Here is a 15797-nt window from a genome sequence, read left to right as displayed (position 1 = left end):
CAACTGTTGATATAAGGAGAAAACATGAAACCAATCGTTATCCAACCTGTGAACGCCCAGAATTGGGAAGAAGCTCTAGAGATATCTGTCTGTAAAGAGCATAGGCACTTCGTTCCTTCAGTGATGGAGTCGCTCGCGTATGCTTATATCAAGCCGTGGGATGAAGCGTTAGATCCGTATATTCTGTCCATAGACGGCAGTATCATTGGCTTCTTTTACATTTCATATACACCTGGCAGCTCAGATAATTACTGGATCGGCGGGTTTCAGATTGACCACAAGCACCAACGAAAAGGCTATGGGCAACAAGCTATGGTAGAAATCATTAAATTCATTAAAGAAATCCATCCGAAGTGTAGCTTAATATCCTTAACTGTGGAACAAAGAAATTCAGTTGCAATGAAGTTGTATGAAGAATTAGGATTTATCAGTGAACAACTTTTGAACCAAGATGGAGAGAGAATCTATAATCTCCTGCTTAACTGAAGTAGCAAATTTATAATGAAGGGTAGATTACACCGTGAATATTCAATTACATAAGATTACCCCCGAGCTGGAACACGAATGTACTCAATTGAGCGTGAGCACGGAGCAGTTGGACTTGGTTGCAAGTAATGCAGATTCACTTGTGCATGCGGTAAATGAGCCCACATCGGTACCCTACGGTATTTTTGCTGAGGGAAGGATGGTTGGATTTATCCTTTTTGATAATGAAAGATATACAGACGGTTACTATTGGATTCTGAGATTTATGATTGACGGGAGATTTCAGGGTAAAGGATACGGGAAAGCAGCAATTAAAGAGGTCATTAAGATGCTGAGCAGCTGCGAGGACTGCACACAGATTAGGGTATCGCATATCCCGATTAATCTAGCGGCTAATAAGCTCTATAAGAGTGTAGGATTCACCGAGACTGGGGAGTTTGAAGATAACGGGGATATTATATTGGCGTATACGATGTGATGCTCAATACCGTTATCCAGCCCAGCGTTGGAACTTAGAGGAATTAGATAATGCCTGCAGTTCCGCTTTGGAACTTGCAGGTTTTTTTCTTTTAATGTGTATGATTGGCTGATCTGACACATGTGAAAAATTACCTTGTGGTCTCGATTTTCTTTCCTGATATTGCAGGACCCATCCATGTATGCCATACTCAGCAGCAAACGGTTCACTTTTTTGAACGGAAGGCGGAAGGAGAGGGGGAGTGACATGGATAAGCAGCAAGCTGCCCGCTTGATCAAGGAGGATTTCAGGATGTGCCAGAAGAAGGCTCCAAAAATTTTTATTACATGGATGTCAGAACGAACCTAGGTACGCTGAAAAATGTGGTGAATCATATCGAAGAGTTCATTGAACGGTTTTATTAGACACAAGCTGGAGGTTCCATTATGAAAACCCTGGTTATTGAAAAATACGGAAAAACCCCGCTTCTGTCAGCGGACCGCCCAATGCCGGAAATCGGTGAGCAGGATGTACTTGCAGAAATCCATGCAGCAAGTATCAATCCGATCGATTTCAAAATCCGGGATGGCAAATTGCGTATGTTATTGAAATATGAGCTGCCGCTTATTTTGGGCAATGATTTCTCAGGTGTGATTATCCAGGTGGGCGATAAGGTGAAGAAATTCAAAAGAGGCGATAAAATCTACGGCCGGCCCAGAAAAAGCAGAATCGGCACCTTCGCGGAGTATATCGCTGTTCATGAGGACGATATCGCGCTGAAGCCCCGTAACCTATCGTTTGAAGAAGCGGCTTCTATTCCGCTCGTAGGACTCACCTCGTACCAGGCACTGCATGATATTTTACAGCTGTCGGCTGGACAAAAAGTATTGATTCAGGCGGGAGCGGGCGGAGTAGGTACCTTCGCAATTCAGCTTGCCAAAGCGATGGGGCTATACGTTGCAACTACTGCAAGTGAAGCCGGTGCTGAACTCGTGAAGTCACTTGGAGCCGATCAGGTCATCAATTATAAAACAGAGCAGTTTGATCAAGTGCTGCACGATTATGACGGAGTATACGATACCATTGGCGGAGAAACGTTAGAGAAAGCATTCCGCATTGTCAGACCTGGGGGACAAGTCGTATCGGTATCAGGGCTGCCCAATGCCCGTTTTGGAAAAGAATACGGGTTAGGCTTCTTGAAGACTAATCTATTGCGGCTTGTCACCCGGAGTCTTACAAGATTGGAACGCCAGCACAAGGTGAAATACAGCTTCCTGTTCATGAAACCGAGCGGGCGACAATTGGATCTTATTACTGAATATATCGAATCAGGAGCAATACAGCCTGTGATTGGCCGCGTATTCCCTTGGGCAGAAGCGCAGAAAGCGATGGAGTATTCCGAATCCGGCAGAGCCAAAGGTAAGATTATATTGAAGATAAAGTGATACAGTTATCCAAGCTCCACGACGGTTACGCCATCCTTTGGGGGATAGTGTAGCCGTTTTTGCGTAGTACCTAACACAAATAAGACTCAATTTCATCAGAATGGCAACCGTAATGCCAAAATTTTAAAATTTAGGAAAAATACATAATTAGTACTTGATTAATGAATCGACCACTGGTATATTTTGTATAACATAAAAGGAATTTTATTCTATAAATCACAAATTGAAGAGGAAGGGTGGTTAGGACTTGCAGGCAACGACTACTATATTATCGGAACTGGAGGAGTATTTGCGGCATAAGGAATTGACGATTACGGAATTCGCCAAGTGTTCTCAGCTTCATTCCGGGACACTCAGCAATATCCTTCGTGGGCACCGGCCTATTGCGATGCAGCAGTTGGACCGGATTACTCTGGCCATGGGACAAGAGGAAGGATATTTCTATGACTTGTACATCAATGATTATATTATCGGCGGCTCTTCCGACTGGCGGAGGATTGGACCGATGCTCCTCCGCTGTGCCGACTTGAACAAGCTGGACTGTATTGAACGAATGGCCCGCCATATTATGGACAATCTGGCGTACGCCCCCCTGCTGTTTGATAGTGCAGAAGAATTGTTTATGGACGGGAAAAAGGAAGCTGCCGCCGCAATTTACGAGATTGTCGCCGAAGCCGAACGCTATCAGCATTCAGAGCGGCTGGCGCTATGCCAGTTCAGGCTGTTTACCATTACGCTCAGTGATGATCAGAACCGGAACCTGTGGGCTGCCAACCGGTTCGAGCCTTTTGTGGAACGGTTGGATGAAGTCGATCAGCTCGATGCACTCAAAGAGCTTGCCAATACATACCGGTCTTTACAGCGCTGGGATAAGGTCGATGAATATGCTGCCAAGATGGGGCATAAGGCTAGGATACAGTATGACCTGAAGGTCCAGCACGAACAAAGAGCATCAGAACCCGCGAAGCTCCCCGGCAGACCGCTGTTTTTCTATATCGCCTACAGTGACTTGTTGCGGGGTAATGTTTGTGATGAGCAGGGTGACTATGAGGGAGCTTTGGGTTACATAAGCCGGTATACTGATTTAAACTGGGTGAGAGAACAGGGGGCTGAGGCTGAGCATTGGAAGAGTCTGTTTAAGGAATGGTCTGAAGCTAATACTTGTCTAGCAAGACTTTGGAGCGGGGAAAAGGAAATTATTAAACGATATAAAATCTATATAGAGAAGCATAAAGAAGAGCAGGTAACTGGGCTTCTAAATGTTGTTAGGGTAGCCAATAAGTATCAATTAAATGTTGATGATATACTAAATTATTTCAATCAAGAAATTCAAGCAGATATTGATGAAGTAATAGTGGGGAGATATAACCGGAAGTTGGCACTTGATCGTCGGGCTACATTAATGTATGAACTTGCATTTTACCATTTACACAAAGGTGATCATCCTAAAGGTTTTGATTTTTTGTTAAAAACAATAAAAAATTTCCAGCTGATAAACAATGAGAAGTATATACTGGAAAGTGTAACTCTGTTTGAAAGGTTTAGAAGTATTGCCAGTCAAGAGATAAGGGAGCAATATCATACTTTACTTTTGGGAGGGAGTTCTCATGAAGAAAAAGGCAATTATACTTCTTACGGTTCTTAGTATTATTTTCGTACCAATTGTGACAGTGCCAAGCATACCGATTTCCTCTGGCATAACTTTATATACTCATGGTGACGGTTAGCTTATTTTGGGAGGAGATTCTCATGAAGAAAAGGGTCGTTATACTTCTTACGGTTCTTAGCATTGTTTTAGTACCGATTGTAGTAGGGCCAAACGTACCTGGCTCTCCTGGAATTTCACTATTCAATCACGGGGAAGGCTGATTAATTCCTCCAACCCTTAGAACAGTATCATCCTATAAGCTTAACTTAAAGTCCTGCTACAGCTTCTTGTGGTGGGATTTTTCAGTAACATCAGTCAAGCTTATTTACCTAAATTGTATATGTTAATTAAAAAAAGATCCGCATTATTGGCGAACCTTTGCAGCAGATTGACCCTGTTTTAATTTACGATGTAAACAATACTTATGAAGGAGGTGTTTAGCATGGCTCAAACCAATATCAATATTCGGATTGATGAAGACTTGAAAAAAAGAAGCGGAATTCCTTTTGAAATCACAACTCAGACTGATCCTTTCTATAACCCGTCCAACGTCAAATGGTTAAAACAATCCATTCAACAGATGGAGCAAGGAAAGAATGTGACTTAAACAATGAACGAATTGCAGAAATATCCTCATCTCCAGAATGGAGCTGTTGATGCAAAAGCAGCCCCGCCGCTTCAGCGGTGGGGCCTAGATATGGGACTAATCTGTGATACAGACGATGTATTCTCCGCGGCCCTTACCTGATTTAATTACGCCCAGTTCTTTAAGTTTTGAAATATTCTTCGCAATACTTGAGGACGAGGCATCCAGTGTATTATCAAATAATTGTCTATGGAAAACTTCTCCATCCTCCATCCTGCTAATCCACTCAAACATCGTTTTGGCATGTCCTTTGCCCAGCAATTCACGAGTATGTTTGATTTTATCGTAACGCTGCAGTTGTCTAAGAACCTTCGTAAGTGATGCGTTTACGCACTCCAGATAAAAAACAATGAATGGTTTTAAATTACCTTGTGTGGCCTCCATCAGCGTATCATAGTAATCTTCAATTCTTTTATCGAAGAATTCCTCAACACTAAATGCATCCTTAATGGTGGCTAAATCACTATGAATCAACCCGACCAAGGTAGAAAATGCACGAGCGGTTCTTCCATTACCGTCAGGAAAAGGATGGATGTAGCCAATTAAATGATGAGTTATTCCAGAAATGATGAGTGGATGGAGCTTTTTATTAAAATCAGCATTTGCAGTATCATACGGGTTACTGTATCCGGTTACGCTGGTATATAGCCAAGCGAAGTAAGCCTGCATGAGACGCGGGACCTCATTAAAGGCTGGCGGTTGATAACTGACATGTCCATCACCATCATGAAGAGCTACGGGAATATTTCTATATCCTTCGGGATAACCGGTCAATTCTTTCATTAAAATATATTGTATTTTCTTTAGTACAGACTCATCCATATCTGAAAAGTCAAGGGTTGGATTTAAGGTGTACAGGTACTCATAAGTTTCAAAAACGTTTTTAACTTCGATTTGAGCTTTTTGTTTAATCGTCATTGGATTTTTTTTGTAATTTTGATAAAGCTGTTCAACCTCTTTGAATTCCAGTTTATTCTGTTCGATTTTGGTAGTGAAATGTGCTGTCTTAACCAAAGAGTTACGTAAAATAGTGGGCGTTAAAGGATGGCTTTTTAAGCCGAGTCTTGCTAATGCACCTATATTCCTCTCCGCTTCTAAAATAAGCTGCTGAATCTCGTAATCAAAAGGATTTATGTTCGGCTGATACACTAACCTGTCTTTTGCGTTGTCGAAATGTTTATATGCAAATACGTAAGTCACTATTACACCACCTTTTACACTTTGATATTCAATAATATCAAGGGTTTAAAGCTAATTTTATTGTATTCGATTACATCTATTATGTACATGGTTTTATATTGTTAAACCAGTCTACACTAAGTCCCCGCCGCGCGAAGACACTCTTTAGAACTATGCTGATTAGTACAAATATTTCTTCAAACGTTCCATTATCTTTATATCTGTTCAATGTTAATCTGACCAGAGGAAAAGATCTGTATCTAACCAACATGAATGAAAGATGGTGCTGAGATGAGTATCCGTTACGCTTCAAATATTGAGTTTATCACTAAGGAGGCGCTTCAAGAGTTATTTCTATCGGTCAATTGGGAGTCCGGGAAATATCCGAATGAGCTTCTGCAAGCAATTCAAAACTCTCATTCCATTGTGGCGGCTTGGGATGGAGAAAAGCTCGTTGGCCTGGTAAATGCTCTGTCTGATGGTATTTTAACAGTGTATTTCCATTATATGCTTATCAATCCCAGTTACCAGGGGAAAGGAGTAGGTAGAGAAATGATGACCACTATGCTCGATCGATATAAAGAATATAAAAATAAAGTGCTAATTTCTTATCCGAGTGCAGTGGAATTTTATTATAAGTGTGGATTTTCGAGTGAGCATGGAGCTACGCCTATGTTTATTTCAGAGTTGGTCTAATGCCGCACTTCTCCCGGGAATGATACGGGCCAGTCGATTATATATCGAATCCGGGGCAATCCGGTCTATGATTGACCGGATTGTCCGTGAATAGATGGATGCCCCTTAAGGTAATAGTGCTTCCCGATCACCTGTAACTTCAATTAATAAGTTTGCCCCCAACTTGAGCCCATGACGAAAGGCAGCTTCTACATGCATGTTGTTCACGCTGTCGCACAAGTCCAAATATTCCTCCAGCTCTCTAAACACTTCCTCGCCCAACCGTTCGCGCTATTGCTGTGTCTCTGCTGCTACCAGTTTGCATGCGGAACGATATTCTGGATGTGATGGCACAATGGTCTCACTGGGTTGAAGCTTCCCATGGTACAGGGCTTCTAAAATTGTTTTCATGTTTGTCCTCCCATTATGTTCATCGCATCGCTTGAATGAGCTTCCTGCACATGGTAGGATATTTATGCAGTCTGCTTATCCAAGCGGATGTGTGGTTAGGAAGCAGCGTGTTCTTCTTGGGACTTACGCTGCTTCCTTTTTTTATTTTTGGAGCTCGTCAAACACCTTTTCAATTCCCTTGCGAACGATTGCGGAACGTGACATATTAAGCTTTTCTGCAGAAGCATCAAGCTTGCTCAGAATTTCCTGATCGACACGTATTTCAATCTTTTTGCTTTTGGGATTATCAGATAGTGGACGCCCAATCTTTTTAGCGGACATTTCATCACCCTTTTTTTGTCCTGACAATAATATATTGTTGACCGGACAAAAAGTCAATGAGTTCCTTCATATTTCCCCTACCTTCTTATGCGAAATGCTGCTAACTTTGATGAAACTATATGCCTAGACAAGCATAGATGTTATGGAGACTGGAAATAAGTTTAGATGCCCTTTTTTTATTTCAGTGTGAACTACACACCATTTCCTTCATAGGAGGTAAGGTTTTGGAGCCAAGTGACAAATATATGGATTATGTTATTTCAAAGGCACGTGAGATTGGAAAAGAATTTGTGCTTGATTCAGGAGAAGGGAATGATTGCGCTAATAATGAACATGGTTGGTATATCGAAGACTTAAGCGGTTGGCTAGTGGATGCTCACGATGTAGAAGCTGTAAAAGCCGCAAGATTAGAACAGAATACAGATAAATATTCTAATTGCTATGTCTTCGCTTATTGGGGATATGATGCGGAAGGAAATTTATCTATTCGGTTTGAATACGTACCTAACTATGATCTTTAGAACAACGTACATTAATTTGTTTCCTTAAAATGTTACAGATAATACATCTCTGAGTTACCCATGTCAGGACACTACAAAGGAATGTTGCACGAAATGCAGGAATTTTCTCTGTGGGCTGCTTAGAAGAGAAAGAATGCTGCCTTTTCTGCAACATTTTTCGAATATAGTTAGTTTTACGAGCGGAATGTTGTAATTTGTGCAGGATTTTGAGTAATAGCAGACTAATCAGCTCTCTTATCCAACGAAGCCCCGCCGCCTTGCCCGCCACGCAGTCCCGCCCGCCGCCGCATCTTGCTTCACCGCTCTACCCGCAGCTTGTGATCCAAGGCCCCGCCGCGCGAAGCGGCGGGGCTATTCCCTTTGCTCCCCTATCAAGGATATACGTTGAAAGGACCTACCTCTGGAGCGGCAGAAAGGGACGGAGGGAGGTTTGGAACTGGAGGAGCGGTAGCGTCCGCCTTTAGGTTTGGATTTCTACCGCTAGTAGCGGTCCGAATCAAGAAATCCAAACCTAACAGCGGCCGGAAGTCCAAAGCTCACGCAGTCCCGCCCGCCGCCGCTCCCCGCCCGCAACGCAGTCCCGCCCGCCGCCACCCCCACCCGCAACGCAGTCCCGCCCACCGCCGCACCCGCCCTGCCAGCGCAGTCCCGCCCACCGCCGCACCCGCCCTGCCAGCGCAGTCCCGCCCACCGCCGCACCCGCCCTGCCAGCGCAGTCCCGCCCGCCGCCGCTTCGTGCCCTGCCAGCGCAGTCCCGCCCCCAGCCACTCCCGCCATGCACCGCAATCCCGCCCCTCGCAGCTGCACCTCAATACCGCCCGCCGCTGCTCGACCATCGCTCCAACACACTTAGCTTTCAATGCCTATCCCCCCATCACACGATAATCATTAACCCACACCTCCCGCCGCTGCGCACCTTTATGAGCAAATGATTGTTTTCGTAATCCAGCGCAGAGCGTAATGTGAGGCTTGTAACCAATACAAGTTAAACGGAGGTCAAAGAGGAATGACGAAAAAATCCTTCACCCTGCTCCTAAGCTCGCTGCTGACACTCAGCGTGTTGTCCGCTTGCGGCGGTAACAACAACAAAGAGGCGGCAGCCACGAAAGACCCGGGCGCCAGCACCGGGACCAACACAACCGCAACCACGGACCCGGCCGCAGAGCCGGAGAAGCCGACAGAGATCAAGATTATGCTGCCGCTGAATACGACAGATACTCCACCGGATACGATCAAGAATGAAGTGGAGAAATTGACGAATACGAAGCTGACCTACCAGTTCTTCCCGGCCGATACGTATGAGGAGAAGCTGAACTCCTCGTTCGCCACAGGCTCCCTGCCGCAGGTGACGTATCTGAAGAATCAGACGACCTTCCTGCAGATGAAGGAAGCGATTAAGGACGGACAGTTCTGGGAAATCGGTCCGCTGCTCAGCGAATTCCCGAACCTGAACAAGCTGAAGCCGGAGATCCTGAACAACACCAAGGTCGACGGCAAGCTGTATACCCTGTATATCGGCCGTCCGCTGGCCCGCCAGGGCATCATCTACCGCAAGGATTGGGCGGATAAGCTGGGACTGAAAGCACCGGCCAACACGGAGGAATTGTTCGCGATGGCTAAGGCTTTTACCGAGCAGGACCCGGACGGCAACGGGAAAAAGGATACCATCGGTGTTGTTGACCGCAACGAGCTGGTGTATGGTGCGTTCAAAACCGTCTCCTCCTGGTTCGGCACCCCGAACAACTGGGCGGAGAAGGATGGCCAGCTTGCGCCAGAGTTCACTTTTCCGCAATATATCGATACTATGGATTTCTTCAAAAAGCTGCGTGAAGGCGGTTACATGAACCAGGACTTCGCAGCAACCAGCAAGACGGATGCGGTCAATATGTTCACCAGCGGCAAAGCCGGGCTCTATATCGGCGGCTCGATGCAGGACATCGATTCCCTGAACAAAGACTTGATCAAGAACGTGCCGGATGCCGTGCTGGATACGCATAGTATGGTGGCTGGACCTGACGGCAAGTTCGCCCAGTGGATGATTCCCGGCTATAACAACGTCGTGCTGTTCCCGAAATCGGCGGTGAAGGATGAAGCGGAGCTGAAGAAGATTCTGAAGTTCTTTGACTACATGATGACTCCTGAAGTATCGAACCTGATGTACTGGGGCATTGAAGGCACACACTATACCGTGGTGGACGGCAAGGCCAAAGCGACCGACAATAAAGAGCTGATCGAGCGTGAGGTCAAAGGCTTCAAGGACAGCGTCATCGGCGAATACGAAACGAACGGTATGTACCAGAGCTTAAACGTGCTGCCGGGCCGGATTCATGCAGAGGAGCTGGTGCTGGAGAACGTGAAATACGGGGTCGCAGATCCTACGGCGGCGCTCGACTCGGCTACCTATACGTCCAAGGGCGTTGAGCTTCAGCAGATTATTGCGGATGCCACATATAAGTACATGTATGGTCAGCTTGATAAGGCCGGCTTCGAGAAGGAAGTCGAGAACTGGAAGAGCCGGGGCGGGGCGAAGATCATCGAAGAATATAATGCCGCGTACAAAAAATAAACAGAGCGCAGCCGCGATAACAGCGGACTGAACACAGGAAGAGGGCTGCCCCGGGTTAGCGCTCCGGCAGCCTTTTTTTCTACTATAGAATAATTTACAGAGAAAGGAAGAGAATCATGCAGGAAGTATCCGCCCCGCCCCGCGTAGTTCCCGAACCGCAGCCGAAGAAATACAAGAGCAGCAGTGAGCTGAAGAAGCGGCTGTGGCGCAACAAATTGCTCTATGTCATGCTCATCCCCGGCGTGCTGTATTTCATTATCTTCAAATACTTGCCGATGTACGGACTGATTATTTCCTTCCAGGATTACAAGCCTTACCAAGGGATTACCGGGAGCGAATGGGTGGGCATGAAGCATTTCAGCCGGCTGTTCACCGAGCCTGATTTCTTGAACATATTAGCCAATACGCTGATTCTGTTCGGGATGAATATTCTGATTTATTTTCCGATTCCGATTATTCTGGCCCTGATGCTTAATGAACTCAGAGGCACCTTCTTCAAAAGATTCTTCCAGACCCTGGTGTATCTGCCCCACTTCATGTCTTGGGTTATCGTCGTCTCGATCTCCTTCGTCATGGTGACGATGGACGGGGGGATTATCAACGAGCTGCTGGCTTACTTCGGATTCGCCAAGATCAATTTCCTGCTGAGTCCGGGCTGGTTCCGGCCGATGTATATCCTTCAGGTTATCTGGCGGGAAGCAGGCTGGGGGACGATTATCTATCTGGCTTCCATTGCGGCTATTGATCCGGGGCTCTATGAAGCTTCGCGTATGGACGGAGCCGGACGGCTCAGACAGGTCTGGCATATTACGCTTCCGGCCATCCGGGGAGTGATCATCACCCTGTTTATTCTGAAAATCGGTTCCGTTCTCGACCTGGGCTTCGAGCATGTCTACCTGCTGCTCAACTCCATGAACCGCGAGGTTGCGGAAATTATCGATACGTATGTCTACACCGCCGGTCTGCGGCAAGGGCAGTTCAGCTACAGTACAGCCATCGGCTTCTTCAAGTCGATTGTGGGCCTGATCATGGTCATGACCGTCAATAAGGTGTCCAAGAAAATAGGAGAAGAAGGCGTATATTAAAATGCCGCAGGAGGAATTCAAATGGTAGAAGACCGCACATTCAGCGGCAGACTATTCTCTGCCGTCAACTTTATACTGCTTGCCCTGATCGCACTGGTAACGGTGCTGCCGTTCATCCACGTGGTAGCAGGCTCCTTCACAACCAGTGCTGAGCTGGCTGCCAACAAGTTTGTGCTGATTCCGAAGGTATGGAGCTTAGAGGCGTACAAATTTATTTTCTCCACGAATACGATCTTCAGAGCCCTAGGGGTATCGATTGGAGTCACGCTGATAGGCACGCTGTTCAGTATGTTCATCACGGCGCTGATGGCCTACGGTCTCTCCCGCAAGGATCTGGACGGCCGCCGGGTGTTCAACTTCCTGGTGGTGTTCACGATGCTGTTCCACGGGGGGATGATTCCTACGTTCCTCGTGGTGAAGGAGCTGGGGCTGATCGACTCGTATGCGGCGCTGATTCTTCCTTCCGCGATCAGTGCGTTCAATATGATTATACTTAAGAACTTTTTTCAGAACATTCCGGAGGGGCTGGAGGAATCGGCCAAGATTGACGGCTGCAATGACTTCGGGATTCTGTTCAAAATCGTGCTGCCCCTGTCGCTGCCAGCGATTGCCACGATCTCTCTGTTCTACGCCGTGACGTACTGGAACACTTATATGAGCGCCATTCTCTATCTGGATAACAGCGCCAAATGGCCGATTCAGGTCCTGCTGCGGCAGATTGTCGTGCTGGCCAGCGGGATGGATCATAGTGCGACACTGGACGGCACGGTTCCGCCGCCGGATCAGACGATCAAGATGGCGGTTATCGTGGTCGCTACGCTGCCGATTCTGATGGTGTATCCGTTCCTGCAGAAGCATTTTGCCAAGGGTGCGATGCTGGGCTCGATGAAGGGCTGATGACTGACGGCTGAAGGATGAAGGATGGAAGGATGGAAGGATGGAAGGATGGAAGGAGGGTCGCTGAGATAGAGGGGCCGCCGGATATTCTGACCAATTGAAGGGGGATTACGATGATAGGCAGTCTGCCGCAAACACCGATTGAATGGGCACAAAAGGCCTGTGATTCATTAATGGATACGTATCAGGCGGGAGAACTCCCGCCTGCGCACCGCTGGCATTATCATCAGGGCGTATTCCTGTGCGGGATGGAGCTGCTGTGGAAGACGCTCCGGGAGGACCGCTACATCCATTATATCCAGCAGTATGTGGATGATCTGGTGGATGAACAGGGGAATTTCGACTTTGCCCGGGATGAGCTGGATGCCGTGCAGGCGGGGCTGCTGCTCTTCACACTGTATGAACGGACCAGTAAGCGGAAATACCGGGAGGCTGCGTTCAAGCTCCGCCATCTGCTGCTGACGCTGAACCGGACCTCCGAGGGCGGGTACTGGCATAAGGACAAATATCCGCACCAGATGTGGCTGGACGGGCTGTACATGGCCGGGGTGTTCTCGCTGAAGTACGCGAATACTTATAGAGACGATGCCTTGCGGGCCGAGGTGCTGCACCAGGAGCGCCTGATGCGCAAATACATGAAGGACGAGGCAACCGGCCTGCTCTACCATGCCTGGGATGAGAGCCGCCGCATGCCATGGTCGAATCCTACCACCGGCTGCTCGCCGGAATTCTGGAGCCGCTCGCTTGGCTGGTACGGGCTTGCCGTCTCACAGTTCATGGATGAACTGCCGGAGACTGATCCAGGACGGGCCGAGCTTGCAGCCGAGCTAAGCGGATTCGTACAGGCGTTGATCCGTTATCAGGACCCGCAGAGCGGCCTGTGGTATCAGGTGGTGGATAAGGGACATGAACCTGATAATTGGCTGGAGACCTCCGGCTCTTGTCTGTTCGTCTACACGATTGCCAGAGCAGTGAAGCTGGGTATCCTTCCGGCTGAAATTGCGGATGAAGCGGCGGAAGCAGCGCGTAAAGGCTACGAAGGCTTAATTCAGGTGCTCCAGTGGGATGAGCAGGGCCGGCTGCTGCTGCCGGATATCTGCATCGGAACCTCGGCGGGAGATTACCGTAACTATGTAACCCGTCCGAAGGTCAGCAATGATTTGCATGGCGTGGGCGCGCTGGTGATGGCCTGTGTGGAGATGCAGGATTTGTATCCGGCATAAGCGGAGTGGAGTTAGAGGGCTGCCGGTTCAGACATAGGCACAATAGAGCCGGAAGCTGCCTGGATCAGCCCGACAGCGGATGACAAGAATGGAGGTGGACAGTGTATAACATAGTGGACTACGGAGCGCAGCGGGACAGCGGAGTACCGGCAACGCAAGCGATTGCGGACGCGGTTGCAGCAGCACGCAGTGCCGGTGGCGGAACGGTATATATTCCGGCCGGTACCTTCCTGACCGGCGCAATCCGTCTATACAGCAATATTGAGCTGCATGTCAGCCCCGGTGCGGTATTGTCCTTCAGTACCGATCCGGCGGATTATCCTGCCGTGGAATCACGGTGGGAAGGGGTGAAGCGGGAGGTTCATGCCGCCTGCATCTACGGAGCGGGCCTGAGGAATGTCTCGATTACCGGGAGCGGAACCATTGACGGGAATGGAGAACCTTGGTGGGAAAAGCACCGCAGCCGCCCGGAAGAGCTGGAGTATCCCCGTCCGAGACTAATTGGTTTCGATGATTGCAAACGGGTGACGCTCCGCGATCTGACGCTGGTGAATTCCCCAAGCTGGACGGTGAATCCGATTAATTGCAGCAATGTGATGATCGATAATCTGTCGATTCTGAATCCGGCAGATTCGCCGAATACCGATGGAATCAATCCCGAATCCTGCCGCGATGTGCGTATCAGCAACTGCCATATCGATGTCGGCGATGACTGTATTGCCATTAAGGCAGGCACCGAGGATACTAAGGAGCGGATTCCCTGCGAGAATATCACGATTACGAACTGCGTGATGGTTCACGGCCACGGAGCGGTGGTGCTGGGCAGTGAGATGAGCGGCGATATCCGCAATGTGACGATCAGCAATTGTGTATTTAAGCAGACGGACCGCGGCATCCGCATGAAATCCCGGCGGGGACGGGGCGGAATTATTGAGGATATCCGGATCAGCAATATTGTGATGGAGGATGTGATCTGTCCCTTCACGCTGAATCTCTACTATTTCTGTGGGCCCCGGGGCAAGGAGAAATACGTCTGGGACAAGAACCCGTATCCGGTGACGGAGGAGACCCCACAGTTCCGGCGGATTCATTATGCCAATATTACGGCCCGCAATGTCCATGCAGCGGCGGGATTCCTGTACGGGCTGGCGGAGCAGGCCGTCTCGGAAATCACCTTCACCAACATCGATATCTCGATGGCGGAGCACGCGGTACCCGGCCAGCCGGATATGATGGCAGGACTTCAGGACATGCAGCGCCGGGGCTTCTTCCTCGGCAATGTCCGCGAGGTGCAGTTCCAGCAGGTCACAATTGAGAACCATGACGGCCCGGCCTTTTATGTTGAGAATGGGGAAGAAGTGGAGTTCCTGAACTGCCGCTCCAGGAACACGGTCAAGCCGGAGAAGCTGGTGGAGGAGGTTAGTGTGGAGTTGCCGGTGAAGTGAGAATGTAACGCCAATGGGCCGCCGAATTACTGGAGATGAAATACTCTAAATTCAGCAAGATAGCGGTATGCCAAAGAGCCTGGTCCTGTTAGGGGCCCGGGCTCTTTGGGGATAATAAAAGTTGTACTATTCATATTAAAAAGCACTAAAGAAATAAACAAAAAGCAAAAGAAGCGGAGGGGAAATTTGGAACTGTAGGAGCGGTAGCGACCACCTTTGTCACCGAATTTCACTCGCGAACAGCGATATTAATCAAGAAATCTGGGGACAACAGCGGCCGGAAGTCCAAATGTTCACCGCAGTGACGGTGAAGCTTCAAGTTCAAAACTTAAGTGCTTCTTATTCAACTTGAATTTTTAAGGCATAAATCGCGGAACCTTTCTTCCAAGTAGCCATTACTCCATAAATGTAGGTCCCTTTATCATCCGGGATATTAAATTGGTTAGAATCGGTTATATCTTTGAACTTGTATTTACTAAAGTGTTCTCTTATTAGTATGGAATCAGGTGTAGAGTCAAATTGTATATTAATTGTAGATCCGCCAGGAATGATCTCGGGATCTTTCTCCTCCATAGCTTCCCATGGACCACCGTATAATTCTTTGGCACCCCAACTATATGTACTAATATCCACAGGAACAACTTCACCAGTCTCCAAAGTAGCGCTCATTTCTGGTAAAGGCATGGGGTTAAATCTACTACACCCAGTGATTATCATTATAAGTGCTAATAATAACTTTCCTATCCTGTTCATAAGCATCCCCTTTTTGGCAGACTATGTAACAGGTATTCT

The 15797-nt window shown here is 47.9% G+C and carries 15 protein-coding genes and 1 pseudogene; 12 read left to right on the top strand and 4 right to left on the bottom strand.

Features of this window, described 5'->3' with window-relative positions; genetic code table 11:
• Nucleotides 1-24: 24 nt before the first annotated feature.
• From NYE26_RS25410 to NYE26_RS25390, 5 genes are all read left to right on the top strand, one after another.
• Entirely contained in the window at nucleotides 25-486 is a 462-nt protein-coding gene (locus NYE26_RS25410) for a GNAT family N-acetyltransferase (RefSeq protein ID WP_339251039.1), read from the top strand.
• Between the two features lie 34 nt (nucleotides 487-520).
• Nucleotides 521-964 carry a GNAT family N-acetyltransferase gene (locus tag NYE26_RS25405; RefSeq protein WP_339251037.1) on the top strand — a complete coding sequence of 148 codons (444 nt, stop codon included), beginning with the start codon at nucleotides 521-523 and terminating at the stop codon, nucleotides 962-964.
• A 425-nt stretch (nucleotides 965-1389) separates the two neighbouring features.
• Entirely contained in the window at nucleotides 1390-2388 is a 999-nt protein-coding gene (locus NYE26_RS25400) for an NADP-dependent oxidoreductase (protein WP_339251035.1), read from the top strand.
• A gap of 247 nt (nucleotides 2389-2635) precedes the next feature.
• On the top strand, nucleotides 2636-4033 hold the full coding sequence (locus NYE26_RS25395) for a transcriptional regulator (RefSeq protein ID WP_339251033.1): 1398 nt from the start codon (nucleotides 2636-2638) through the stop codon (nucleotides 4031-4033).
• Between the two features lie 445 nt (nucleotides 4034-4478).
• Complete coding sequence (locus NYE26_RS25390) at nucleotides 4479-4643, top strand: hypothetical protein (RefSeq protein ID WP_339251031.1); 165 nt, start codon at nucleotides 4479-4481, stop codon at nucleotides 4641-4643.
• Between the two features lie 96 nt (nucleotides 4644-4739).
• On the opposite strand, the gene NYE26_RS25385 is transcribed toward NYE26_RS25390, so the two are convergent.
• Nucleotides 4740-5882, bottom strand: a complete 1143-nt coding sequence (locus NYE26_RS25385) for a Fic family protein (RefSeq protein ID WP_339251029.1) — start codon at nucleotides 5880-5882, stop codon at nucleotides 4740-4742.
• 252 nt (nucleotides 5883-6134) lie between these two features.
• Between NYE26_RS25385 and NYE26_RS25380 the strand changes: the two genes are divergently transcribed.
• A complete protein-coding gene (locus tag NYE26_RS25380) occupies nucleotides 6135-6557 on the top strand; it encodes a GNAT family N-acetyltransferase (protein WP_339251027.1) in 423 nt (140 codons plus the stop codon).
• A 105-nt stretch (nucleotides 6558-6662) separates the two neighbouring features.
• Here the strand turns inward: NYE26_RS25380 and NYE26_RS25375 are convergent.
• Nucleotides 6663-6947 (bottom strand): annotated as a pseudogene (locus tag NYE26_RS25375) (DUF6809 family protein).
• 141 nt (nucleotides 6948-7088) lie between these two features.
• Nucleotides 7089-7295: a ribbon-helix-helix protein, CopG family gene (locus NYE26_RS25370; RefSeq protein ID WP_339251025.1), complete on the bottom strand. Its 207-nt coding sequence runs from the start codon at nucleotides 7293-7295 to the stop codon at nucleotides 7089-7091.
• Between the two features lie 197 nt (nucleotides 7296-7492).
• Between NYE26_RS25370 and NYE26_RS25365 the strand changes: the two genes are divergently transcribed.
• From NYE26_RS25365 to NYE26_RS25340, 6 genes are all read left to right on the top strand, one after another.
• Nucleotides 7493-7789 (top strand): hypothetical protein, encoded by a 297-nt coding sequence (locus NYE26_RS25365; RefSeq protein ID WP_339251023.1) that lies wholly within the window; start codon nucleotides 7493-7495, stop codon nucleotides 7787-7789.
• A 1006-nt stretch (nucleotides 7790-8795) separates the two neighbouring features.
• Complete coding sequence (locus NYE26_RS25360; RefSeq protein ID WP_339251021.1) at nucleotides 8796-10355, top strand: extracellular solute-binding protein; 1560 nt, start codon at nucleotides 8796-8798, stop codon at nucleotides 10353-10355.
• Nucleotides 10356-10471: 116 nt separating this feature from the next.
• Nucleotides 10472-11440, top strand: coding sequence for a sugar ABC transporter permease (locus tag NYE26_RS25355; protein WP_339251019.1), 969 nt, complete (start codon nucleotides 10472-10474; stop codon nucleotides 11438-11440).
• 21 nt (nucleotides 11441-11461) lie between these two features.
• The gene (locus tag NYE26_RS25350) at nucleotides 11462-12337 is read left to right on the top strand and encodes a carbohydrate ABC transporter permease (protein ID WP_036732546.1); all 876 of its coding nucleotides are present in this window, start codon (nucleotides 11462-11464) and stop codon (nucleotides 12335-12337) included.
• Between the two features lie 113 nt (nucleotides 12338-12450).
• On the top strand, nucleotides 12451-13560 hold the full coding sequence (locus NYE26_RS25345) for a glycoside hydrolase family 88 protein (RefSeq protein WP_036732550.1): 1110 nt from the start codon (nucleotides 12451-12453) through the stop codon (nucleotides 13558-13560).
• 101 nt (nucleotides 13561-13661) lie between these two features.
• Complete coding sequence (locus NYE26_RS25340) at nucleotides 13662-15005, top strand: glycoside hydrolase family 28 protein (protein WP_339251015.1); 1344 nt, start codon at nucleotides 13662-13664, stop codon at nucleotides 15003-15005.
• 339 nt (nucleotides 15006-15344) lie between these two features.
• Here the strand turns inward: NYE26_RS25340 and NYE26_RS25335 are convergent, their stop codons facing one another.
• Nucleotides 15345-15758, bottom strand: coding sequence for a hypothetical protein (locus NYE26_RS25335; RefSeq protein ID WP_036732557.1), 414 nt, complete (start codon nucleotides 15756-15758; stop codon nucleotides 15345-15347).
• Between the last annotated feature and the right edge of the window lie 39 nt (nucleotides 15759-15797).

The sequence above is a fragment of the Paenibacillus sp. FSL P2-0136 genome (assembly GCF_037975325.1).
Taxonomy (GTDB): Bacteria; Bacillota; Bacilli; order Paenibacillales; family Paenibacillaceae; genus Paenibacillus_AQ; species Paenibacillus_AQ silagei.
The sequence above is the reverse complement of the archived record's forward strand: the minus strand, read 5'-3'. Positions and strand labels throughout refer to the sequence as shown.

Excerpts from the sequence above, each read along its gene's own strand:
- NYE26_RS25410 (WP_339251039.1), top strand. The coding sequence starts at position 25 with ATGAAACCAATCGTTATCCAACCTGTGAACGCCCAGAATTGGGAAGAA.
- NYE26_RS25400 (WP_339251035.1), top strand. The coding sequence starts at position 1,390 with ATGAAAACCCTGGTTATTGAAAAATACGGAAAAACCCCGCTTCTGTCA.
- NYE26_RS25390 (WP_339251031.1), top strand. The coding sequence starts at position 4,479 with ATGGCTCAAACCAATATCAATATTCGGATTGATGAAGACTTGAAAAAA.
- NYE26_RS25380 (WP_339251027.1), top strand. The coding sequence starts at position 6,135 with ATGAAAGATGGTGCTGAGATGAGTATCCGTTACGCTTCAAATATTGAG.
- NYE26_RS25360 (WP_339251021.1), top strand. The coding sequence starts at position 8,796 with ATGACGAAAAAATCCTTCACCCTGCTCCTAAGCTCGCTGCTGACACTC.
- NYE26_RS25355 (WP_339251019.1), top strand. The coding sequence starts at position 10,472 with ATGCAGGAAGTATCCGCCCCGCCCCGCGTAGTTCCCGAACCGCAGCCG.
- NYE26_RS25350 (WP_036732546.1), top strand. The coding sequence starts at position 11,462 with ATGGTAGAAGACCGCACATTCAGCGGCAGACTATTCTCTGCCGTCAAC.
- NYE26_RS25345 (WP_036732550.1), top strand. The coding sequence starts at position 12,451 with ATGATAGGCAGTCTGCCGCAAACACCGATTGAATGGGCACAAAAGGCC.
- NYE26_RS25335 (WP_036732557.1), bottom strand. The coding sequence starts at position 15,758 with ATGAACAGGATAGGAAAGTTATTATTAGCACTTATAATGATAATCACT.